12 protein-coding genes, 1 tRNA gene and 1 other RNA gene are annotated in these 23,566 nt (G+C 73.2%); 4 read left to right on the top strand and 10 right to left on the bottom strand.

Annotated features, from left to right (window positions below):
- Positions 1-108: 108 nt before the first annotated feature.
- The 6 genes from ACIPEP_RS04795 to ffs form a co-directional block, all read right to left on the bottom strand.
- Complete coding sequence (locus ACIPEP_RS04795) at positions 109-1,161, bottom strand: aspartate-semialdehyde dehydrogenase (protein ID WP_402716635.1); 1,053 nt, start codon at positions 1,159-1,161, stop codon at positions 109-111.
- 17 nt (positions 1,162-1,178) lie between these two features.
- Positions 1,179-2,444, bottom strand: a complete 1,266-nt coding sequence (locus tag ACIPEP_RS04790; RefSeq protein WP_070418403.1) for an aspartate kinase — start codon at positions 2,442-2,444, stop codon at positions 1,179-1,181.
- A gap of 131 nt (positions 2,445-2,575) precedes the next feature.
- A complete protein-coding gene (recR, locus tag ACIPEP_RS04785) occupies positions 2,576-3,175 on the bottom strand; it encodes a recombination mediator RecR (protein WP_070418402.1) in 600 nt (199 codons plus the stop codon).
- Positions 3,175-6,114: a DNA polymerase III subunit gamma and tau gene (locus ACIPEP_RS04780; protein ID WP_402716634.1), complete on the bottom strand. Its 2,940-nt coding sequence runs from the start codon at positions 6,112-6,114 to the stop codon at positions 3,175-3,177. The genes recR and ACIPEP_RS04780 overlap by 1 nt, the downstream gene beginning before the upstream one ends.
- A gap of 142 nt (positions 6,115-6,256) precedes the next feature.
- Positions 6,257-13,822: a choice-of-anchor G family protein gene (locus tag ACIPEP_RS04775; RefSeq protein WP_402716633.1), complete on the bottom strand. Its 7,566-nt coding sequence runs from the start codon at positions 13,820-13,822 to the stop codon at positions 6,257-6,259.
- Between the two features lie 163 nt (positions 13,823-13,985).
- An RNA gene (gene ffs, locus ACIPEP_RS04770) (signal recognition particle sRNA small type) lies at positions 13,986-14,082 on the bottom strand.
- 37 nt (positions 14,083-14,119) lie between these two features.
- Between ffs and ACIPEP_RS04765 the strand changes: the two genes are divergently transcribed.
- Entirely contained in the window at positions 14,120-14,794 is a 675-nt protein-coding gene (locus ACIPEP_RS04765) for an SDR family oxidoreductase (protein ID WP_071302619.1), read from the top strand.
- Between the two features lie 94 nt (positions 14,795-14,888).
- Here ACIPEP_RS04765 and ACIPEP_RS04760 read toward each other — a convergent pair whose 3' ends face one another.
- Both ACIPEP_RS04760 and pta read right to left on the bottom strand, forming a co-directional pair.
- A complete protein-coding gene (locus ACIPEP_RS04760; RefSeq protein ID WP_070418398.1) occupies positions 14,889-16,085 on the bottom strand; it encodes an acetate/propionate family kinase in 1,197 nt (398 codons plus the stop codon).
- A 52-nt stretch (positions 16,086-16,137) separates the two neighbouring features.
- Complete coding sequence (gene pta, locus ACIPEP_RS04755; protein ID WP_402716632.1) at positions 16,138-18,246, bottom strand: phosphate acetyltransferase; 2,109 nt, start codon at positions 18,244-18,246, stop codon at positions 16,138-16,140.
- Positions 18,247-18,366: 120 nt separating this feature from the next.
- Between pta and ACIPEP_RS04750 the strand changes: the two genes are divergently transcribed.
- Together ACIPEP_RS04750 and ACIPEP_RS04745 are read left to right on the top strand one after the other, a co-directional pair.
- A tRNA-Ser gene (locus ACIPEP_RS04750) sits at positions 18,367-18,454 on the top strand.
- Positions 18,455-18,767: 313 nt separating this feature from the next.
- Positions 18,768-19,409, top strand: coding sequence for a hypothetical protein (locus ACIPEP_RS04745; RefSeq protein WP_070418396.1), 642 nt, complete (start codon positions 18,768-18,770; stop codon positions 19,407-19,409).
- 3 nt (positions 19,410-19,412) lie between these two features.
- Here ACIPEP_RS04745 and ACIPEP_RS04740 read toward each other — a convergent pair whose 3' ends face one another.
- Positions 19,413-21,383: a helicase HerA-like domain-containing protein gene (locus ACIPEP_RS04740; protein ID WP_402716631.1), complete on the bottom strand. Its 1,971-nt coding sequence runs from the start codon at positions 21,381-21,383 to the stop codon at positions 19,413-19,415.
- Between the two features lie 62 nt (positions 21,384-21,445).
- Positions 21,446-22,702: a multidrug effflux MFS transporter gene (locus ACIPEP_RS04735; protein ID WP_071295965.1), complete on the bottom strand. Its 1,257-nt coding sequence runs from the start codon at positions 22,700-22,702 to the stop codon at positions 21,446-21,448.
- 271 nt (positions 22,703-22,973) lie between these two features.
- Between ACIPEP_RS04735 and ACIPEP_RS04730 the strand changes: the two genes are divergently transcribed.
- On the top strand, positions 22,974-23,555 hold the full coding sequence (locus ACIPEP_RS04730) for a TetR/AcrR family transcriptional regulator (protein WP_070418395.1): 582 nt from the start codon (positions 22,974-22,976) through the stop codon (positions 23,553-23,555).
- Positions 23,556-23,566: the final 11 nt, after the last annotated feature.

Below are 23,566 nucleotides of genomic sequence, written 5' to 3'. Positions count from 1 at the left end.
CTGCCCCCCCCCCCCCCCCTCGGGCGGGGGGGCGGGGGCCCCGGGGGGGGGGGCCCCCGCCGGGGGGGGGGGGCCCCGCGCCCCCCCCGCCTCCTGGATCGCACAGGGTTACGCAGCGACCGTCCGGCGCGCGACGATCGCCTCGGCGATCTGCACCGCGTTCAGCGCGGCGCCCTTGCGGAGGTTGTCGTTGCTGACGAAGAGCGCGAGGCCGTGTCCCTCGGGTGCGGACTGGTCCGCACGGATGCGGCCGACGAAGGACGGGTCCTGCCCGGCGGCCTGCAGCGGCGTCGGGACGTCGGCGAGCTCGACCCCGGGCGCATCGGCGAGGATCTCGGTCGCACGCTCGGGCGACAGCGGGCGCTCGAACTCGGCGTTGACCGAGATGGAGTGGCCCGTGAAGACGGGCACGCGGACGCAGGTCCCGGCGACGAGCAGGTCGGGGAGCTCGAGGATCTTGCGGCTCTCGTTGCGGAGCTTCTTCTCCTCGTCGGTCTCGCCCAGCCCGTCGTCGACGATGCTGCCCGCGAGCGGGATGACGTCGAACGCGATCGGGCGGACGTACTTGACCGGCTCTGGGAAGGTCACGGCGGAGCCGTCGTGCGTGAGCGCCGCGGTGTCCTGCTCGAGCGCTGCCCGCGCCTGGCCGAGCAACTCCTCGACGCCGGCGAGCCCGGAACCCGAGACCGCCTGGTAGGTGGTGGCGACGAGGCGACGGAGGCCGGCCTCGGTGTCGAGCACCTTGAGGACCGGCATGATCGCCATCGTCGTGCAGTTCGGGTTCGCGATGATGCCCTTCGGCGCATCGTCGATGGCGTGCGGATTCACCTCGCTCACGACGAGCGGGACGTCCGGGTCCATGCGCCAGGCGCTGGAGTTGTCGACGACGAGGGCGCCCGCGGCGGCGAACTTCGGCGCGAGTGCCCGCGAGGCGGTGGCGCCGGCCGAGAACAGCGCGATGTCGATGCCCGACGGGTCGGCGGTCTCGGAGTCCTCGACGACGATCTGCTCGCCGCGGAACGGCAGCGTGGTGCCGGCGGACCGGGCGCTCGCGAAGAACCGGACGTGCTCGGCCGGGAACGCGCGCTCCTCGAGCAGGCGGCGCATCACGGCGCCGACCTGGCCGGTGGCGCCGACGACGGCGACGGTGAGGGTGCTCATGCGGTGCTCCTGACGGGTCAGCGGCCGGTGCCGGCGTAGACGACGGCCTCGGAGTCGGCGTCGAGGCCGAACGCGTTGTGCACCACGCGCATGGCCTCGTTGAGGGTGTCGGCACGGGTGACGACCGAGATGCGGATCTCCGACGTGGAGATCATCTCGATGTTGATCGACGCCTCGTGCAGGGCGCGGAAGAGCGCCGCGGAGACGCCCGCGTTCGTGCGCATGCCGGCGCCGACCAGGGCGAGCTTGCCGATCTGGTCGTCGTACTGGATGCCCTCGTAGCCGATGTCGGCCTTCGCGACCTCGAGCGCGGTCAGGACGCCCTGGCCCTGGTCCTTCGGCAGCGTGAACGAGATGTCGGTCCGCCCGGTGACGGCCTCGGACACGTTCTGCACGATCATGTCGATGTTCGCACCGGCGCGGGCGACGATCGTGAAGATCTCCGCCGCCTTGCCCGGGGTGTCGGGCACGCCGACGACGGTGATCTTGCCCTCGGAGAGGTCTCCGGCGATGCCGGTGATGATCGGTTCTTCCACGGTTTCCCCCTCTGCAGGGTTGTAGACGATGGTTCCCTCGGCGTTGCTGAAGGAGGAGCGGACGTGCAGGGTGACGCCGTGCCGACGGGCGTACTCGACGGCACGGATGTAGAGGACCTTCGCACCGGATGCTGCGAGTTCGAGCATCTCCTCGCTGGTGATGCGGTCGACCTTCTTGGCCTTCGGCACCACGCGCGGGTCGGCGGTGAAGATGCCGTCCACGTCGGTGTAGATCTCGCAGATGTCGGCGTCGAGCGCCGCGGCGAGGGCGACGGCCGTCGTGTCCGAACCGCCGCGACCGAGCGTGGTGATCTCGCCGGTCGTGCGGTTGAAGCCCTGGAAGCCGGCGACGATCGCGACGTGCCCGGCGTCGAGTGCCTCGCGCACGCGCTTCGGGGTGACGTCGACGATGCGGGCCTTGCCGTGCTGGGCGTCGGTGAGCATGCCGGCCTGGCTGCCTGTGTACGACGACGCCTCGACCCCGAGGCTCTTGATCGCCATCGCCAGGAGCGCCATCGAGATGCGCTCCCCCGCGGTGAGGAGCATGTCGAGTTCACGTCCGGCGGGGATCGGCGTCACGGAGTGCGCGAGGTCGACGAGCTCGTCGGTGGTGTCGCCCATCGCCGAGACGGCCACGACGACGTCGTTGCCGGCCTTCTTCGTCTGGACGATCCGCTTCGCCACGCGCTTGATGCTCTCGGCGTCCGCGACGGACGATCCACCGAACTTCTGCACGATCAAGGCCACTGGTTGGTACTCCCGGGGACGACGGTTCCGCGACTGTCACGCGGTCTCATGATGGTAGTCGGTGTTTCGAGGATGTTGCGTCAGAGCCGGTGCAGACGCAAGGATCCTGCGCGCCGCTCGGCTCCGGCAGGTCAGCCGCCGACGACCCGACGGCCCTCGAACGCGCGGCCGAGCGTGACCTCGTCGGCGTACTCGAGGTCACCGCCGACGGGCAGCCCGGACGCCAGGCGGGTCGTGCGGATGCCCATCGGGACGAGCAGCCGGCTGAGGTACGTCGCCGTGGCCTCGCCCTCGAGGTTGGGGTCGGTGGCGATGATGACCTCGTCCACCGTGCCGTCCGCCAGTCGCGTCATGAGCTGCTGGATGCGCAGGTCGTCCGGGCCGATGCCGTCGATCGGGCTGATCGCGCCGCCGAGCACGTGGTACAGCCCGCGGAACTCGCGCGTCCGTTCGATCGCGGCGACGTCCTTCGCCTCTTCGACGACGCAGATGACCGCCGGCGACCGGCGCGGGTCACGGCAGATGCTGCACTGCACGTTCTCGGTGACGTTGCCGCAGATCTCGCAGAAGCGGACCCGCTCCTTGACGTCCGCCAGGAGCTCGGACAACCGGGTGGGGTCGAACGACTCGGTCTGGAGGATGTGGAACGCGATGCGCTGCGCCGACTTCGGTCCGATGCCGGGGAGGCGACCGAACTCGTCGATGAGGTCCTGCACGATGCCGTCGTACATCAGGCGCCTTCCTCGTGGAGGGAGGTCTCCTCGATGAACTGGGCGTTCAGGATCTCACGGACGACGGCCTCGCCGTAGCGGCCCGCGACGGGGGTCCGGCGGACCTGCGGTGCGGGTGCGGCGGGGCGCTGGGCCGGTGCCGGGCGCTGCTGGCTCGGCGCGGGGGCGGCGGGCTGCTGCGGTGCGGCGGTCTGCTGCGCGTCAGGGTAGGGGTCGCCGTCGCCGTACGGGTCGTCGTCGAGCGGGTAGTCGTCGACGGGGACGTCCGGGCTGCCGCCCGGTGCGGCGGCCGGACCGCCGGACGGTGCGGTGGTCGGACCGGTGGACGGCTCGGCGCCCGGGCCACGGTCGGCGTCGGTGTCCGGACTGCCGGGAGGCGCGGCCTGCGTCGACGGGGTCGCCTGCGGTGCGGGGGCGCCCAGCGAGGACGCGGGGCGCAGCTGTGCCGCGAGGGCCGCGTCCACCGTCGGGTCGGACGTGGTCGGGACGGGAGCGACGGGCTCACCGGTGTCGGTGGTGCCGAACGGGGCCGACCACGAGCGCTCGGCCCCGGCGGTGGGATCCGCGGCGGGGATCGTGGCGACGGCCCACTCGGTGACCGGGGCGCCGGTGTGCTCCGGGGCGGGGGCGGGCTCCGGGGCGGGGCCGGGCTCCGAGGCGGGGGTGGGTGCAGGGCGGGACTGCGTCGGGCGCTGGTCTCCCTGCGCGGGCGCCGCGTCCGGCCGTGCCGGTGCCGGTGCCGGTGCCGGTGCCGCGTGCTCCGACGCTGCCGTCTCGCGCGCGGCGGACTCGGGCGCCGAGGGTGTTCCGGTGGCGGATGCGCCCCCGCCGGACTCCTGGGCAGCTGACCGGTCGGCGGAGTCCCGCGCCGCCTGCTGCTCGGCGGACCCGTGCGGCTCGGACGTCGTCGGCTCCGGACGCGCGGGAGCGGCCGGAGCCGTCTCGGCGGACCGGTCGGCACCGGGCCGTGCAGCACCCGCAGCACCGGCAGCACCGGCAGCACCGGCAGCGTCAGGGGCAGGCGCGGCACCCGGCGCCGGCTGCGCGGCCCCCTGCGGCGGCTGGGCCCCGGGCTGCTGCGGCGGTCGCTGCTGCCCCGGCCCACCGGGACCACGGGCGACGAACTTCACACGGAGCCCGAGCACGTCGACGATCGCGGCCCGCAGGAGCTCGCTGACGCTGGCGTTCGGGTCGGACATCTCCTTGAACGAGGCGACGTCCTGCTGGCTCGGGAACGTGAGGGTGAGGACGTCGTCGCGCAGCGCCGTGACCTGCGCCGTGACGACCACGGACCACGCCGAACGCTTCTGCCGCTGGACGTGCTCGACGATCTGCGGCCAGGAGTCGCGGAGCTGCTGGAACCCGACCGCGCCGATGGGACGCACGGCCGGCTCGTCGCCCGCAGCCGCGCCCTGGCCGGTCGAGGACGCGTTCGCAGTGTCCGCGGCGGGCGTCGGCGTGGCTCCGGGTGCCGGCGTGGCCCCGGGTCCGCTCGACGGCGCCTCGGGTGCGCTCGGCACCGCGGCGGCCCACGAGGCAGCGGCATCCCGAGCGGTGGCACCGGGGTCGGTCGACGTCGGGGCCGGGGTGGCGGGCGGTGCGGCGGCGGCCGGAGCAGGAGCCGGCACCGGCGTCTGGGCCTGGCTCTGGGCGGGAGCCGCGGGGGCCTGGGCCGCCCGAGGAGCGGGTGCGGCCGACTGCGTGCTCGGCGCGGGCGCGGTGGTCGACCCCGCGGCCGGGAGCGACTCCGGCCCGGCCTGGTGCCCGCCGGCGTCCCCGACACCGATGCGTCGCTCGAGTCGCTCGACCCGGGCGAGGGCACCGCGCTGGGTGTCGTCGGCCTCGGGCACGAGCATCCGCGCCGTCATGAGTTCGAGGTGCAGCCGCGGCGAGGTCGCCCCGGTCATGTCGGTCAGCGCCCGGTTCGCGATGTCCGCCGCACGCGAGAGCCCGGTCGCACCGAAGACACCGGCCTGCCGGGTCATCGTGTCGAGCTCTTCCGGCGAGACGCCCCGGAGGACGGCCGCGGCGCTCTCGTTGGTCGCGGCCACGACGATGAGGTCACGGAGGCGCTCGAGGAGGTCCTCGACGAAGCGACGAGGGTCCTGCCCGGTCTGCACGACCCGGTCGATGGCGGCGAACGCCGATGCCGGGTCGGCCACGGCGAGCGCGTCGACCACGTCGTCGAGCAGTGCGGCGTCGGTGTAGCCGAGGAGCGCGACGGCCCGCTCGTACGCGATCGCCCCGTCCTCGCTGCCGGCCATGAGCTGGTCGAGCAGCGACAGGGTGTCACGGACGGAACCACCGCCGGCGCGGACGACCAGGGGCAGCACGCCGGGCGCGACCGAGACCGATTCCTGCTGGCAGAGCTGCTCGACGTACTCGAGCATCGCGGCCGGCGGGACGAGGCGGAACGGGTAGTGGTGGGTGCGCGAGCGGATCGTGCCGATGACCTTCTCGGGCTCGGTCGTCGCGAAGATGAACTTGACGTGCTCCGGCGGTTCCTCGACCAGCTTGAGCAGCGCGTTGAAGCCCTGCGGCGTCACCATGTGCGCCTCGTCGAGGATGAAGATCTTGTAGCGGTCGCGTGCCGGGGCGAACACGGCGCGGTCGCGCAGGTCACGGGCGTCGTCGACACCGTTGTGGCTGGCGGCGTCGATCTCGATCACGTCGAGCGATCCCCCGCCGCCGCGTGCCAGTTCGACGCAGCTCGGGCAGACGCCGCACGGGGTGTCGGTGGGGCCCTCGGCGCAGTTCAGGCAGCGCGCGAGGATGCGCGCGGACGTCGTCTTGCCGCAACCGCGCGGCCCGCTGAACAGGTAGGCGTGGTTGACCCGGTTCGTGCGCAGGGCCGTCCGGAGGGGATCGGTGACCTGCGACTGTCCGATCAGCTCGGCGAAGTTCTCGGGCCGGTAACGGCGATACAGGGCGGTGACCACGCCCCAAGGGTAGCCGGGACGACCGACACCCGATGGTCGGACCGGACCGCCTGTGGGAAGTGGGCGGCGGGCGCGTGACGAACCGCGCCTCCCGTCCGTGCAGACGACGGGACGGGAGGCGCGGTTCGTACGTGCGACGGACTCAGACGCGTCCGCGGCGGCGGACGCCGCGGGCGAGCCGCGACAGACCCAGCAGGAGGAAGCCGAGCACCACCAGGCCACCCGCTGCCGCGGCGAGCGGGGCCACGTCGGCACCGGTGAACGCGAGCCCGCCGGACCCGGAACCGGTCCCGCTCCCGCTCCCGCTCCCGGACCCGTTGTCGCCGGTCCCGGGCGCGCCCGGCGTCCCGGGCGTCCCGGGCGTCCCGGGTGTCCCCGGCGTTCCGGGCGTTCCGGGCGTCCCCGGCGTGCCGGGGCCACCCGGCACCGCGGCGTCGACCACGACCGCGACCGACTGCACGGCCGACGTCGCACCCGCCACCGTCTGCGTCACGCGGATGGTGTGCTGCCCGACCGCCAGTCGCAGGACGACCGACCAGGTACCGTCCTCGGCCGCCGTCGTCGTGACGGGCGTGCCGTCGTCGGCGACGACCGTGACGGTCGCTCCCGGCTCGGCGGTCCCGGTGACCCGCCAGTCGACGGTCCCGGCGGCCGAGGCCGTCTGGTGGGCGCCCGGCGTCGGCGAGGTGACCGCGAGCGGCTCCACCGCGTCGACCACGATCGGGACCGGCTGCGAGACCGTCGTCGTGCCGTTCACGGACTGCGACGCCTCGATGGTCCACTCCCCCTCGGGGACGCGGTCGAACGTGACGCTCCAGTCGCCGTCGGCGTCCGCGGTCGTGGTGCGGACCTGCCCGTTCGACAGGCGCACCGTGACGAGCGCTCCCGGTGTGGCGTGCCCGGTCACCGTGAAGCTGCCGGTGTCGCCGGTGCCCGTCGCGGGGATGAGCTGGCCGGGGACCGGGCTCGTGATGGTCACGTCGGTCGGCTGGGCGACCACGACCCGCACGGTGCTCGTCACCGGGTCGGAGGTCACGCCGCCGACGGTCTCGGTGACCGACACGGTGTGGGTGCCCGGCGGGACCCGGGTGACGGTGACGGTCCACGAACCGTCGCCACCCGCGGTCGTCGTCGCGGTCCGGCCGTCGATGTCGACGGAGACCGTGGCGCCCGGCTCGGCGGTACCGCTGACCGGGATCGACGTCGTGGCACCGGTGGTCGGGACGACCTGGCCGTCGGTCGGGCTGGTGACCCGGACCGGTGCGGCCGCGGCGACGGAGAACCCGACCTGCGGGGCGTTCGTCGTCGTCCCACCGACCGTCTGCGCGGCGGCGATCGTGTGCGGGCCGGTGCCGACGTCCGGCACGGTGACGGCCCACTCGCCGTCGTCGTCCGCCGTCGTCGTGACCGGGGTCCCGCCGTCGACGCGGACCGAGACGGCCGCGTTCGGGGCGGAGACACCGGTGACCCGGACGTCCGTGGTGCCGCCGAGCAGGCGGTAGGCGGTGCCGTTCTCCGGGGAGGTGACGACGATCGCGTCCACCGCGGCGACCTCCACCGTCAGGTCGCGCTCGATCGGCGACGACGTCGTGCCGCTCACGACCTGCGTGACGACGATCGTGTGGTCGCCGGCGTCGAGACCGGTGAGCTCGGTCGACCAGCGGCCGTCCGGGCCGACCGGGACCTGGACGGGGTCGCCGTCGTCGGTCACGATCCGCACGGTGCCACCGGGCTGTCCCTGGCCGCTGACCGGGACGCTCGCGGTCGTGGTGCCGGCCGGCACGGTCACGGTGTCGCCGTCGGCCGGCGTGTCGACCGTCAGCGCTGCACCCGCGGCGACCGTGAAGGTCGTCGAGACCGGCGCCGAGGTCGATCCCTCGACCGTCTGGGTGGCACGGACGGTGTGCTCGCCGGTGCCGAGGCCCTCGAGGTCGACGGACCAGGTGCCGGCGGCGGTCGCCGTCACGGTCCGGGGGTCGCCCCCGTCGACCGCCACCCGGACGGTCGCCAGCGGCTCGGCGGCGCCGTTCGCGGTCACGGTCGCGATCGAGTCCTGCTGCGCGACGCGCACGGTCGATCCGTTCGCCGGGGTGGCGATCGTGATCGGGTCCGCGACGAGCACCCGGATGCCGACGGTGACCGGGGCGGAGACGGTGTCACCGATCCGCTGCGTGACGCTGACCGTCGGGGTGCCCGCGGGCACGTCGGGCACCGAGACGCTCCAGTTGCCGTCGGTGTCCGCGGTGGTGGACTCGCTGCGTCCGCCGCCGAGGTCGACCACGACGGTCGCACCGGGCTCCGCCGTCCCGCTGACGTCGACCGTGGTGGTCGCGCCCTCGCCGGCGACGGTGTACTCCTGGCCTGCCGTCGGTTCGGCGATCTCGACCGGGGCTCCGGCCTCGATCTCGAAGGCCGACTCGACCGGGGTGGTGGACGTGGACCCGTCGACCGTCTGCGTGACGCTGACGTCGTGCGTGCCGACGCCGAGGTCCGGCACGTCGACGCTCCACGCGCCGTCGTCACCGGCGGTGACCTCGACGGGGTCGCGGTCGTCGACGGTGACCGTGACGGTGGCGCCCGGCTGGGCGTCACCGGCGATCGTCACCGTGGTGGTGGCGTCGCCGTCCGCGACGGTGATCGGGTCCTCGCCGGGCTGGCGGACGGTCAGGTCGGCCGCGGCGACGACGGACACCGGTCGTGCGACCGCCGCGCTCGTCGTCCCGTTCACGGCCTGGGTGACCTCCGCCGTCCACGAACCGGTGGGCACGTCCTCGACCGTCGTGGCCCAGTCCCCGTCGTCGTCGACCCGTGCCGTCGCGATCCCGCCGTCACCGAGGTCGACCGTGACGGTCGCCCCGGGCTGGCCGGTGCCGGCGAACCGCACGTCGGTCGTGGCGTCGTCGTCGGCCACCGTCACGGAGGTGGCCCCGGCCGGGGTCGTCACCGTGAGCGGCGCACCGGCGCGGACCGACACCGCCGCGGTGACGGGTGCCGACGTCTGCCCGCCGACGACCTGCGTCGCGCGGACCGTGTAGTCGCCGACCGGGACGTCCGCGAACGTCGTCTCCCAGGCGCCGTCGGCAGCGGCGGTCACCTCGTCGGAGTCGCCGTTCGACAGCGTCACCGTGACGGTGGCCCCGCCCTGTGCCCGTCCCGCGGCCCGCACGTCGGCCGTGCCGGCCGAGTCGGCGACCGTCAGGACGGCGCCGTTCGTCGGAGCGGTCAGGGAGAGCGCGGTCCCGGCACGGACGGTGACGGTCTGTGCGGGACTGGAGGCGCTGGTCCCGCCGACCGTCTGGGTCGCGGTGAGCGCCGGGTCACCGACACCGACCCCGCCGAACGTGACCGTCCAGTCGCCGTCGCCGTCCGCGGTGGTGGTCGCCTCGTCGTCGCCGAGTCGCACCGTGACCGGAGCGTTCGGCTCGGCCGTCCCGGTGACCGTGACGTCACGCGTCGCGTCGGCGTCCGGGACGAGCAGCACGGCGTCGGCGGCCGGGGTCGTCACCGTGACCGCGTCCGCGGCCTCGATCGTGACGGTGCGCGTCGCCGGGTCGGAGACCGCCGGGGACGAGACCGTGCCGGGCAGCGTCTGCGTCACCGACACCGGGTGCTCGCCGACGGCGAGGTCCGGGAAGGTCACCGACCAGGTGCCGTCCGGGGCGACCGTCGTCCGCTGGTCGTCCTCACCGGTCGTGCTCGCGGTCACCGCGGCGCCGGGCTGGCCGGTGCCGGAGACCGTCACGTCACGTCGGACGTCGTCGCCCGCGACCGTGATCGGCGCCGTGCCCGGGGCGGTGATCGCGAGCTGCGCGGCCGTGACGACCTGGAACGTGGTCGGGATCGCGGTGGTGACCACGCCCTCGACGCTCTGGCTCGCGTTCACCGTGTACGTGCCGGTGGGTGCGAGACCGGTGGCGTCGACGCTCCACACGCCGTCGCCGTCGGCCGTGGTGGTGAACTGCGTGTCCGGGCCGAGCGAGACGGTGATGTCCGCGTCCGGCTCCGAGGTGCCGGAGATCGGGACGGTCGCGGTCGCGTCGCCGTCGACGACGACGAAGCGCGAACCGACGGCCGGCGAGTCGATCGCGACGGCGGTCCCCGGCACGACGGTGAAGTCGCGCGTCACCGTGGGTCCGGTCGTGCCGTTCACGGTCTGCACGGCGGTGACGGTGTGGTCGCCGATGCCGAGCTGCGTCGGGTCGGTCGCCCAGTTGCCGGAGCCGTCGGCGACCACGTCGACCGGGTCGCCGTCGTCGACCGTGACGCGCACGCTCGCACCCGGCTCGGCGGTACCGCGCACGACGACGCCGATCTGGCCGCCCGCTCCCGCGGGGACCTCCTGCGCGTCCGTGGGCGACTCGATCACCAGGTCGTCGCCGACGGCGATCGCGAAGTCCCGGTCGACGGCTGCGGACGTCTGCCCGCCGACCGTCTGCGTGACGCTCGCGGTGTGGTCGCCCGTGCCGACGTCCGGCAGCGTCACCGACCACGCACCGTCGTCGTCGGCGGTCGTGGTGACCGGGTCGCCCGTCCCGTCGAGGACGACGCTGATGCCGGCGCCCGGCTGCGCGGTGCCCGAGACGACGACGTCGATCGTCGAGTCGTCGGTCGCGACGTCGGTCGTGCTGTCCTGGGTCGGCGAGGTCACGGCGAGCGCCGCGCCGGCGACGACCGTCACGACCTGGCGGACGGCCGGCGAGGTGGTCCCGCCCACGGTCTGCGTCGCCTGGATCGTGTACCGGCCGACCGGGACGTCCTGGACCGTGGCGGTCCAGTCCCCGTCGCCGTTCGCGGTCGCGGTGGCGGTCAGCCCGCCGCCGAGCGAGATCGCGACGTCGGCCCCGGGCTCGGCGGTGCCGGTCACGTCGAGGTCGGTCGTCGTGTCCGCGTCGAGCACGGTGACGGTGGCACCGGGTGCCGGGGCGGTGATCGCGATCGGGTCACCGGCGGCGACGGTGAAGTCGCTCGTCACGGGGCCGGAGGTCGTCCCGCCCACGGTCTGCCGAGCGGTCGCGGTGCGGTCGCCGACCGGGACGCCCTGGAAGGTCGCCTCCCAGTCGCCGCCGCCGGTCGCGGTCACCGTCGCGGTGAAGGACCCGCCGATGCCGACCGTGACCTGCGCGTTCGGTGCGGCGGTGCCGGACACCGTGACGGGCGTGGTCGAGGTCGGGTCCGCGACGGTGATCGTGCTGCCGTCCTCGGGTGCGTCGATCGTCAGCGCCGGGGCGGCCGTGACCGTGAAGGCACGTGTCACGGGGGCACTCGTCGAGGACCCGACGGTCTGCGTCACCTGGGCGGAGTACGACCCCGCGGGGACACCCGTCACCGTCGTCGACCAGGTACCGCCGGCGTTCGCCGTGGTCGTGGCCGTGCGGCCGCCACCGAGGTCGACGTCGACCCGAGCGCCGGGCTGCGCCGAACCGGAGAACGGCACGTCCCGGGTGGTCCCGGCGAGCGGGAAGTCCTGGCCGGCCGTCGGGCTGTCGACCGTGAGGCCGGCTGCGGCCACGACCCGGAAGGCCCGCGTCACGGGCGCCGAGGTGGTGTCCCCGACGGTCTGCGTCACGCTCGCTGTCGGTTCGCCGATCGGGACGTCCGGCACCGTGATGCTCCACGCGCCGCTCGCGTTCGCCGTGCCGGTCGCGGTGAGGCCGCCGCCGAGGTCGACGTCGATGCGGGCGTTCGCGGTCGCGGTGCCGGTCAGGGTCACCGGCGCGGTGGTGCCGGTGGTCGTGAAGGTCTGCCCCGCGGTCGGCGTCGAGATGGTCAGGGCCTGCTGCGCGACGACCGAGAACTGCTGCGTGGCCGAGCCCGCCGCTGCTCCCCCGACGGTCTGGGTCGCGGTCGCGGTGTACGAGCCGGTCGGCACGTTCGCCACCGAGGTGGTCCACGTCCCGTTGGCCGCCACGGTCGCGGTGCCCGTCCGGCCGCCGCCGAGGGTCACGGCGATCGTGGCTCCGGGTTCGCCGGCGCCACTGACGGTGACGCTGCGGGTGGAGGACGCCGTCGGCACGCTGAACACCTGGTTCGCGGTCGGTGCCGTGATCGTCGGCGCGACGAAGGCCGAGGCCCGCACGGTCGACGTGGCGAGGTCGACGGTGGCGACGTTCGCCCCCGGCAGGATCGACAGCCGCAGGGCGTGCACGCTCCGCGAGCCGGGGTCGTACCCGCGGCCGTCGCGGAACCCGGTCGTGGTGTCCTGCGCGTTGACGGTGAGGTCGACGACCTGGCGGAGGAGCAGGACGACCGGCGACAGCAGCGTCGCCACGGCCGTGGTCGTGGTGGTCAGGGTGGTGCCGAGCTGCGTGAGGGCGGTCCCGCCGATGATCGGCCGGAGCGCGGTCTGCAGGGTCGGGACGACGATGCCGGAGACGACCGGCGCGAGCACGGTGCCGAGGGGCAGCGGCAGGCCGACGAGGCTCCCCGATGCGGTGACGGTCGGGTTCGCCGTCGCGGTGCCGGCCAGCGCGCCGAGGGTCGTGTCGACCTGCAGACCGATCGCGGCGGCCGACTGCCCGAGGACGGTGGCGTTGGTGGCGATGTTCACGCGCACCGCCGTGGAGTTGATCGTGTTGACCACCGCCGTCTGCAGCGTGGTGGGCAGCTGGGTGCCGAGGATCGTGGCGATGCTCTGGTTGATCGAGTCCACCGCGACCGTCGTCAGCACCGGGGTGTTCGCGGGCTGGCCGTTGAGGGCCGTGAGCTTGTCGAGGTCCACCGTGATCGTGCCGGTCGCCGGGACGATCGTCACGGCGCCGTCCGTGAGCGGCTGCTGGAGGACCTGGGTGAGGGTGCCGTCGAGGTTGAGGTCCACGTTCGCGGTGATGGTGGTGCCGCTCACGTTCACCGTGCCGAGCAGCGCCTGGCGGAGGAGCGTCTGGATCTGGCCGGACACCGCTGCGGTGGTGCCCTGCAGCGCTCCCCCGGTGCCGAAGACGCCGTTCACCGAACCCGACACCGTGCGGAGCTCGTCACGGAGCGAGGTCGTCAGCCCCTGGACGGCGGGGCTCGTCAGCGTGAGGTCGGCTCCGGCGATCCGGTAGTCGCTCGTGGTGCTGACCGTCGCGCCGCGCGTCGCGGACAGGGTCGAGGCGAGCGCCCCGACACGCAGCTGCGCGTTCGAGAGCACCGTCGTGTCGGCACCGACCCGGCTGAAGAGCGGGTTGAGGTCGAGCGTCGACGCCCCGGTGCCGATCCCGGTCCCGACGCCGATGCCGCCGTCGTTCGTCAGGAGGCCGGAGGACGCCGTCGCACCGTTCGCCGAGGTCGTCGCGTACTGGCCGGCCACCCCGAGGGTGAGGATGCCGTTCGCCCCGAGCAGGTCGATGTCGTTGCCGAGGTCCACCCCCACGGTGTTCAGGGCCTCGACGTTGAGCGGCTGGTTCGTCGTCCCGCCGCCGGTCGTCGCACCGCGTGCGGAGTAGGCGCCGCCGAGCTGGGCGATGCCGTCGACGTCCACGATGCCCGAGCCGCTGAGCAGGAGCCCCTCGGCCTCGGAGACGTCGGTCTGTGCAGCCGCAGCGGGTTGGATCGCCACGGTGGCGGCGAGGAGCGCCGTCACCGTGGCGATGACGCCGCCGCGCAGGAGGAGACGCCGATCGTCCGATGCTCGTCGTCGAGCTCGGCCGCCAGCACCGAAGATCCGTCGTGTCCAGTCGCCCGCCGTCGTGGGTACACGGGTACCCCGCAGCGACACGTGCCTGCGCATGCGTGTCTCTTTTCCTGGCGAGCGCGCTCGCCACCTGATCCGGAACTCCCCCGCTGGTGAGGCGGTGGAGGGTCAGGAGCCCTGGTTGGGGGTTCCTGAGGGCGATCTTTGCACACGATCAGGTTGCTGTCCGCAACCCGTTACGAAAGAGACGCCGGGCGCACGAAAAGACTCCTCACGCACCCGCCAGAGCCCGGTTACCCTTGCTGCGTTTCCGCCCTGGGGGAGTTGGCCTGGATGGCGTCACGTGAGGAGCCGCCGAGAAGTCTACCGGACGCGACGGGCAAGATCGGACACATGAAGATCGCCATCGCCGGAGGCCACGGCCAGATCGCCCTCCTCCTCGCCCGCCAGATCACCGACGCCGGCCACGACGCCGTCGCCATCGTCCGCAACCCCGCGCACGTCACCGACGTGGAGCAGCAGGGCGGACGGGCGATCGTCGCGGACCTCGAGCAGCTCGACGACGACGAACTCGGGCTCCGGCTGCGCGGGGTCGACGCGGTGGTGTTCGCCGCCGGGGCCGGTCCGGGGAGCGGCGCCGAGCGGAAGCTCTCGGTCGACCGGGACGGGGCGATCCTCCTTGCGGACGCGGCCGAGCGCGCCGGCATCCGCCGCTACGTGATGATCTCGGCGATGGCGGCGGACTCGTACGACCCGGAGCGTGCGGTCGTGCCCGCCCGGTCGGAGGCCGATGTCTTCCAGGTGTACCTCCGCGCGAAGGCCGAGGCGGACGCGAACCTGCGGGCGCGGAGCCTCCGCTGGACGATCGTCCGACCCGGGGGTCTGCTCGACACGCCGCCCCAGGGCACGGTCGACGTCGGCGCCACGGTCCCCCGCGGCACGATCCCACGGTCGGACGTCGCGGCGGTGGTGCTTCACGCGCTCCTCGACGACACCGCGGTCGGCGTGCAGTTCGAGGTCACGAGCGGCGACACGCCGATCCCCGCGGCGGTCGCGTCGCTCGGTTGACGCCCAGACGGCAGCGGTGTCGAACCACGGATCCGACATCGAACCGGGCGACGACGCTGGTTCGACGTCGGATTCGTGGTTCGATCGCGGCGCCTCAGAGCGCGACCGCAGCCGACTGCCGGGCGATCTCCAGTTCCTCGTTCGTCGGGATCACGAGCACCGCGACGCGCGACGTGTCCGTGGAGATGCGCCGCGCCTCCCGAGATGCCAACTCGTTGCGGTCCGCGTCGATCTCGATGCCCAGGTGCTCGAGCCCGGCGAGCACGCGCCGGCGCAGCAGCGCGTTGTTCTCGCCGACCCCCGCGGTGAAGACCACCGCGTCCAGCCCGCCGAGCTGCGCCGTGTAGGCGCCGACGTACCGACGGATCCGGTGCCGGTACACGGCGAGCGCTGCCTCGGCCACCTCGTCGCCGTGCAGCGCCGCGTCCTGCACGTCGCGCATGTCCCCGTTGCCGGTCAGGCCGAGCAGCCCGGACTCCTTGTTGAGCATGGTGTCGAGCTCGTCGAAGGAGAGCCCGGCCTCGCGGTGGAGGTGGATGAGGACCGCGGGGTCGAGGTCTCCGGAGCGGGTGCCCATCACGAGACCCTCGAGCGGGGTGAGCCCCATCGAGGTCTCGATCGAGCGTCCACCGTCGATCGCCGCGGCGGATGCCCCGTTGCCGAGGTGCAGCACGATCGTCTTGAGCTCGGCGAGCGGACGGCCGAGGAATTCTGCCGCCTGCTCGGACACGTACTTGTGGCTCGTCCCGTGCATGCCGTAGCGGCGGATCGCGTACTTCGCGGCGAGGTCGGCCGGGATCGCGTACGTGTAGGCGTGCGGCGGCATCGTCTGGTGGAACGCGGTGTCGAACACGGCGACCTGCGGCACGTCCGAGAAGACCTGCTTCGCGGCGCGGATGCCCTCGAGGTTCGCCGGGTTGTGCAGCGGCGCGAGGCTGTTCAGCGCCTCGATCTGCTGCTCGACCTCGTCCGTCACCACGGTGGCCCGGTCGAAGGTGGTGCCGCCGTGCACGACGCGGTGGCCGACCACGGCGGGCGGGTGCTCGTCGAAGGACGGCCCGACCTTCGCGAAGGCGTCGATCATGGCCTGGAAGCCGGCCGCGTGGTCGGCCACCGGGGTCGAGTCGTTCGACGAGGACTCCCCCGTGAGCGCGTTGGTGTGCTTCCACGCCCCCGTCGACTCGCCGATGCGTTCGACGAGCCCGGAGGCGAGCGTCCGCTCCCCCTCGAGCTCGATGAGCTGGTACTTGAACGAACTCGATCCGGAGTTCACGACGAGGGCTGCGGTCACGGGATGGGTCACTTTCTCGGTCGGACGGGAGGCGCGGTGCGGGTCGCGCGGGTCAGCCCGCGTCGGTCGCGGTGCCGGCCTGGATCGCGGTGATCGCGACGGTGTTGACGATGTCGCCGACGAGCGCGCCGCGGGAGAGGTCGTTGATCGGCTTGCGCAGGCCCTGCAGGACCGGGCCGATCGCCACGGCACCGGCCGAGCGCTGCACGGCCTTGTACGTGTTGTTGCCCGTGTTGAGGTCGGGGAAGATGAACACCGTGGCGCGACCCGCGACGGGCGAGTCCGGCATCTTCGTCGACGCGACCGTCGGGTCGGCGGCGGCGTCGTACTGGATCGGCCCCTCGACGAGCAGGTCCGGGCGGCGCTCGCGCACGAAGGCGGTGCCGGCGCGGACCTTGTCGACGTCCGCTCCCGAGCCGCTGTCGCCCGTCGAGTAGCTGAGCATCGCCACGCGCGGGTCGATGCCGAACTGCGTCGCGGTCTCGGCGGACGAGATCGCGATGTCCGCGAGCTGCTCGCTCGTCGGGTCGGGGATGACCGCGCAGTCGCCGTAGACGAGGACCCGGTCGGCGAGGGCCATCAGGAAGACGCTCGACACGATCGAGGTGTCCGGCCGGGTCTTGATGATCTCGAACGACGGCCGGATGGTGTGCGCCGTCGTGTGCTTCGCGCCGGAGACCATGCCGTCGGCGAGCCTGAGCTGCACCATCATCGTGCCGAAGTAGGACACGTCGGTCACGGTGTCGCGGGCGAGCTCGATCGACATGCCCTTGTGCGCCCGGAGGCGGGTGTACTCCTCGGCGAAACGCTCACGGAGCTCGGGGTCGAACGGGGAGACGAGCTGCGCGGCGTCGAGGTCGAGGCCGAGCTCGGTCGCCCGGGTCCGGATCGCGGCGGGGTCGCCGAGGATCGTGAGCTCGCACACCTGGCGCTGCAGGAGCGTTGACGCGGCGCGGAGGATGCGGTCGTCCTCGCCCTCGGGCAGGACGATGCGCTTGCCGTACCCGCGGGCCCGGTCGAGCAGTCCGTGCTCGAACATGAGCGGCGTCACGACCCCGGAGGGCGTGAGCTGCAGGCGGTCGCGCAGGGCGTCGGCGTCGACGTGCTGCTCGAACAGCGCGAGCGCGAGGTCGGCCTTGCGGGGCGAGTCCGCCGCGAGCCGTCCGCGGGTCTGGGTGATGCGGAGCGCGGTGTCGTAGGTGCCGAGGTCGTTCTGCGCGATCGGCAGCGAGCTCGACAGCCCCTCGAGCAGGCGGGAGATCTGCGGTGCCGTCTCGAACCCGCCGTTGAGGATCACCCCGGCGAGGCTCGGGAAGGTCTCGGACTGGTTCGCGAGGAGTGTCGCGATGAGGACGTCGCTGCGGTCCCCCGGGACGACGACGATCCCGCCTTCGATCAGGCGCGGCAGGACGTTCTCCATGCTCATGCCGGCGACGACGGTGCCGAGCGCCTCGCGGTCGAGCAGCGCTTCGTCGCCGCGCACCAGGGTCGCCCCGGTGGCCTCGAGCAGGGCGCGGACGGTCGGGGCGACGAGGACGCGGTCCTCGGGGATGGCCCACACGGGCAGGTCGGGGTGGTCGTCGCTGACGGCCTGCCGGACGCTCGACACGACCGACGGCAGGGCATCGGGGTCGGCGCGGTTCACGACGATGCCGAACAGCTGGGCGTGCGCGGCACGGAGCTCGCTCGTCGTGACGTCGGCGACCTGGGCCATGTCCTCGGGGGTGCGGGCACCGCGTTCGGCGGCGTCGCGGCCACCGAGCACGAGCAGCACCGGAGCGCCCAGGTTGACCGCGACCTTGGCGTTGAACGACAGCTCCGTGGGGCTGCCGACGTCGGTGTAGTCCGACCCGAGCACCACGACCGCGTCGCACTGCCGCTCGACCTGGGCGAAGCGGGTGACGATCGTCGCGAGCGCCGCGTCCGGGTCGGCGTGCACGTCGTCGTAGGTGACGCCGACCGCGTCGTCGTAGGAGATGCCGACCGCGGTGTGCTGCAGCAGGAGCTCGAGCACGTAGTCCGGCTCGTCGACGGAGCGGGCGACCGGTCGGAACACCCCGACCCGTCCGACCGAGCGTGCGAGGGTCTCGAGGACACCGAGGGCGACGGTGCTCTTGCCCGTGTGTCCTTCTGCTGACGTGATGTAGATGCGGGTCGACACGCGTCCAGGGTAGTCGGCGCACACGGCACGACATCTGGGAGCCCCGGCACTTCCGACACGCGGTCGTGAGCACTCCGGAGAACCTGTACCATTGGGTGTCGTCGTCGGAAGACGGCGCCAGGAGAATTCGCCTAGTGGCCTATGGCGCACGCTTGGAAAGCGTGTTGGGTGCAAGCCCTCGGGGGTTCGAATCCCCCATTCTCCGCCAGAGCAGAGCACGGAACGCCCGGGAACCGATTGGTTCCCGGGCGTTCGTCGTCCGGAGCACTCCGGAGCACTCCGGCGCACTCCGGACAGGACGGTCCCCCACCCGGCGGACCCCGCCGAACCCCGTTCGCCATGGACTGGCCGGGAAACGATGCCGAGGGGTGGAACGGGCTGTCCCCGATACCCGTCGGTCGCCTAGACTGACCCAAAGGACGGCCCCGGGACGGGTCGGACACGGTGCACGGAGCGGCAGGGGCGCGCTCCCCGGGCGAGCGTCGAACGCTGCCCGGGCACCCGAGGGACGAGGAGTCCACGTGGGGGACCTGACGGCGCCGGCAGCAGCTCGGCCGAGCGCGACCGTGTACGACGTGGTCCTCCGGCCGCGTCGCTCGCTCGTGCGCTCGACGATCCTGAGCGTCGTGTTCTCGGCCGTCCCCCTCGCCGTCGCCCTCGTCTGGGTCTCCCTCCCGATGCGCCTCTGGCCGGTCGTCACGGGTGCGGTCATCCTGCTCGCGGCCGCCGTCGCCGTCGTCTTCGTGCGCCTGGGCACCGCGTTCATCGGCATCGACCCGGTGGCGATCACGGTGCGCGGCGTCCTCACGCAGAACCGTCGGGTGGACCGCGACCGCGTCCACAGCCTGGTCCTCGCCACCACGTACGGCAGCGCGGTCGAGCGCACGACGCGCGAGCTCATCGCGCTCGACGCCGCCGGCGCCCACCTGTTCCGCCTCCGCGCCGACACCTGGAGCGACGCCGGCATCGACAGCATCGTGGACGCCCTCGGCGTGCAGGTCACCGACGAGACCCGGCCGATGTCGATCCGCGAGTTCGTGCGGCGCTACCCGGCGAGCCGGTCCTGGTACGAGCAGCGCGGGGCGTACGTCGCCGTCGGTGCGGTGGCGGTCCTCGCGGTCGCCGGGCTGCTCGTGGTCGAGACCACCGGCCTCCTCGGCTGACCCTCAGCGACGCCGGCGCAGGGTCGAGAAGATCCCCTGCACGACCTCCTTGGCGATCGTCCTGCCCAGCCCGGACCCGAGCAGGTCCGACAGCGGGTCGTCCGCCTTCCGTGACGTCGTCGTCCGGGACGACGTGCGCCCCGACCGCCGCGCATCGGCCGCCCGTTCGGCTCGCTCGAACTCCCGCTGCGCCCGCTCGTACTCCTTCTGCGCCGCGGCCCGTTCGCGCGCCTCGGTCTTCTCCTTCGCCGCGGCCTCCTTCGCCGCGGCGGCAGCGGCGCGGGCCGCCTCCTTCTCCGCCTCGGCGGCAGCGGTCGCCGCGGCCTTCTCGGCGTCCGCGGCAGCCGCGTCCGCAGCGGCGGCCTCCATCCGGCGGGCGAGCATCTCGTACGCCGAGTCGGGATCGAGCCGCGTGCCGTAGGTGGGCAGGAGCGGCGATGCCTGCACCCGCGCCGTCATCTCGGCCGCGGGCATCGGGTCCATCGAGCCCTCGGGGGCTCGCAGGCGCGTCCAGGCCACCGGCGTCGGCGCGCCCTTCTCGTTCATCACGGTGACGATCGCCTCACCGGTGGCGAGCGAGGTCAGCACCTCCCCGAGGTCGTAGTCGCTCGTCGGGTAGGTCGACACCGTCGCCCGCAGCGCCTTCGCGTCGTCGGGGGTGTGCGCCCGCAGCTGGTGCTGGATCCGCGAGCCGAGCTGGGCGAGCACGTCGTTCGGGACGTCCTTCGGGGTCTGCGTGACGAAGAAGATCCCGACGCCCTTCGACCGGATGAGCCGGACCGTGCGGACGATCTGCTCGAGGAAGTCCGCCGACGCCCCGCTGAAGAGCAGGTGCGCCTCGTCGAAGAAGAACACGAGCTTCGGCTTGTCCTGGTCGCCCACCTCGGGGAGCTCGTTGAAGAGGTCGGCGAGGAGCCACATCAGGAACGTCGAGAAGACCTCGGGCTGGTCCTGCACGCCCGGCACCTCGAGCAGACTGACGATCCCCCGGCCGTCGGCGGCGGTGCGGAGGAACACGGTCGTGTCGATCTCCGTCTCGCCGAAGAACTGGTCGGCGCCCTTGTCGGCGAAGGTGATCAGCTCGCGGAGGATCACCCCGGCGGTCTGCTTCGACAGCCCGCCGAGCTCGGCGAGCTCCGCCTTGCCCTGGTCGCTCACGAGGAAGGTCAGCACGCTCCGCAGGTCGGACAGGTCGACGAGCGGCAGCCCGGCCCGCTCGGCGTAGTGGAACACGAGCCCGAGGGAGGACTCCTGCGTGTCGTTCAGCCCGAGCACCTTCGACAGCAGGAGCGGTCCGAACCCGGACACGGTCGCACGGATCGGCACGCCGGTCCCCTGCCCGCCGAGGGAGTAGAGCTCCGCCTCGCTCGCGACCGCTCGCCACTCCTGACCGATCCCGGCGGTGCGCGCGAGGAGCTTGTCGTTCGGCGTGCCCGCGACCGCCAGCCCGGACAGGTCGCCCTTGATGTCGGCGGCGAAGACGGGCACCCCGTTCGCGGCGATCTGCTCGGCGAGGACCTGCAGCGTGCGCGTCTTGCCCGTGCCGGTCGCGCCCGCGACGAGACCGTGGCGGTTGAGCATGCCAAGCGGGATCCGGACCTGCACGTCGGGCACCGCGGCGCCGTTCACGAGGGCACCGAGCTGCAGCGCGCTGCCCTCGACCTCGTAGCCGGCGCGGATCGCCGCGACGGCGTCCGCGCCGAGCGGCCCCTCGGTGGTGGTCGGCTCGGGAGGCACGGTGCCGGTCGTCGACGTCGGCTCGCCCGCCGGGGCGGTCGCGTCCACCGCCGGGGCCGGGGAGTCGACGACCGCCGGCTCCGCATCGGGCTCGAGCCGCGCCTCCTGGCCCTGCGCCACCGCGGCGGCGAGTTCCTCCGCCCGCTGCACCGCCTCGTCCGCGAGGCGCCGGGCCTCGTCGGCCGCCTGCTTCGCTGCCTCGGCCGCTGCCCGTGCCTGCGCCACCACGTCGCTCATGTCCACAGCATACGAACGGCCGGACGCTCCTGTCCGGCGCGTGCCGTGGCACCGTGCGACGGTCAGTGCGTGAGCGCCGGGACCGTCCTCGGTCGGACGACCGCCCAGAGCAGCACGATCGCGACGGCCGACGTGCACGCCATCACCGCCGCCATCGGGGTCGCCGTGGTGATGCCGATCCACCCGACCACGGGCGAGATGATCCCCGCCACGCCGAAGTTCAGCGCGCCGAGGAGCGAGGCGGCGGTGCCGGCCTCCTTGCCGTGGGCGGCGAGTCCGATCACCTGGACGAGCGGGAACGAGAAGCCGCACGCGGCGATGAAGAACCAGAGCGGCACGAGCACCCCGACGAGCCCGGCGCCGAGCTGGTCGAGCACCATGATCGCGACGGCGGCGAGGAACAGGGTCGCGGTCGAGCACGCGAGGATCCACTGCGGTCCGACGCGCTGCGCCAACCGCGCGGAGACCTGGACGCCGACGACGACGCCGACCGAGTTCACCGCGAACAGCAGGCCGTACTGCTGCGCGTCGAGCCCGTACAGGCCCTGGAACAGGAACGGTGACGCGCTGAGGTACGAGAAGAGCCCGCTGAAGACCATCGCCCCGATGAGCGCGACCCCCACGAAGACGCGGTCGGAGAAGAGCGCCCGGTACCGCTGCCCGATGGTGGAGTGCCCGGCCTCGTGCCGACGTGCCGGCGGGAGCGTCTCGACGATGAGCAGGACCGCGGCGAGCACGACAGCGGCGCCGTAGCAGGCGAGGAAGACGAAGATCCCGTGCCAGCTCACGAACCGGAGCATCTGCGAGCCGATGAGCGGGGCGAGGATGGGCGCCAGGCCGTTCACCATCGCGAGGCGGGACAGCATCCGCACGAGCGGCTTGCCGCCGAACAGGTCGCGCACGGTCGCCATCGCCACGACGCCACCGGCCGCTGCACCCATGCCCTGCAGGACGCGGAAGAGCGCCAGCACCTCGACGTTCGGCGCCAGTGCGGCTCCGAGTGACGCTGCGACGTGCAGGCTCGTCGCGATGATGAGCGGGAGCCGGCGACCGACCTTGTCGCTCCACGGGCCGACCAGCAGCTGTCCGGCCGCGAAGCCGAGCGTCGTCGCGGTGAGGGTGAGCTGCACCGCCCCGTCGGTGATGCCGAACTCGTCCTTGAGCGACGGGAACGCCGGCAGGTAGAGGTCGATCGTGAACGGTCCGAGCGCGGTGAGGGCGCCCAGGACGAAGACGTAGACGAGTCGCTGCCGGCGGGAGAGCGCGTCTCCCGGGTGCAGGACGACACGGAGCGAACCGGTGGTGGCGGGCGCGGTCACGAGCAGGAGTCCTTCGACGGTGAGGGGTGGGGAGGTGATCGCGGCGTCGATCGAATCGATTCGTCCGCGGAACCATCCTACGGGTCCCCCGAGCGCCACCGCAGCAGTCCGGGGCGTTCTCCCGCGTGTTGCCACGGCTCCCGCCCCGCTCGGACGCGGCACATGCGGTACCGTCGGACTGCTCGCCGCCGGTCGACCGCCGGCGGACGTCGTCCCGCCCGTTCCGCCGGAACACCGGCGGGACGGAACCGGATCAGAAGGGGGTGGCGTCATGGTGGATGCCCGCATCCTGCACACGACCGCTGCCCTGCGCGAGGCCATCCTGCGACTGGCCGCCGACCGGCCGGTGTCCGAGATCACGGTCGCCGACGTCACCCGGGCGGCCGGCATCAACCGCGCCACGTTCTACTCGCACGCGGTCTCCCCCGGGTCGTTGCTCGCCGACGTCCTCACGCCGGAGCTCGACCGCATCCGCGAGGACGACGCCGAGGTCCGACGCGCAGCGTTCGCCCGGGGTGCCGGGGTCGACGAGTTCGCGACGATCACCCGACGCGGGATCAACGCCGTCGTCGAGCACGTCGTCGCGCACCGCGAGATCTACGGCAAGGCGCTGCCGGACCCGAACGACGCGTCGCTGCACCGTCTCCTCGTGGAGCACTTCACGGTGTCGAGCGAGCAGCACATCCGGACGCTCGAGCGCGAGCACCGGCCGGAACTCCTCGACGACGTCGCCGCGGGGTTCGTGGCGCAGGGCTTCGTCGGCGCGATCGAGGCCTGGCTCGCCGGACCGCGACGGTCGCGGAAGGCACTGGTCGACACGATCGTGCTGTCGTTCCCGTCGTGGTGGCGCTGACCGCCCCGCTC

The organism is Curtobacterium sp. NPDC087082, assembly GCF_044745045.1.
Taxonomy (GTDB): Bacteria; Actinomycetota; Actinomycetes; order Actinomycetales; family Microbacteriaceae; genus Curtobacterium.
Note: the sequence above shows the minus strand (reverse complement) of the source record. Positions and strands in the feature narration are given on the sequence as shown.

What these genes read in the sequence shown, in the direction of transcription:
- ACIPEP_RS04795 (WP_402716635.1), bottom strand. Translation starts at nt 1,161, where the DNA reads ATGAGCACCCTCACCGTCGCCGTCGTCGGCGCCACCGGCCAGGTCGGC.
- recR (WP_070418402.1), bottom strand. Translation starts at nt 3,175, where the DNA reads ATGTACGACGGCATCGTGCAGGACCTCATCGACGAGTTCGGTCGCCTC.
- ACIPEP_RS04775 (WP_402716633.1), bottom strand. Translation starts at nt 13,822, where the DNA reads ATGCGCAGGCACGTGTCGCTGCGGGGTACCCGTGTACCCACGACGGCG.
- ACIPEP_RS04765 (WP_071302619.1), top strand. Translation starts at nt 14,120, where the DNA reads ATGAAGATCGCCATCGCCGGAGGCCACGGCCAGATCGCCCTCCTCCTC.
- ACIPEP_RS04740 (WP_402716631.1), bottom strand. Translation starts at nt 21,383, where the DNA reads ATGAGCGACGTGGTGGCGCAGGCACGGGCAGCGGCCGAGGCAGCGAAG.
- ACIPEP_RS04730 (WP_070418395.1), top strand. Translation starts at nt 22,974, where the DNA reads ATGGTGGATGCCCGCATCCTGCACACGACCGCTGCCCTGCGCGAGGCC.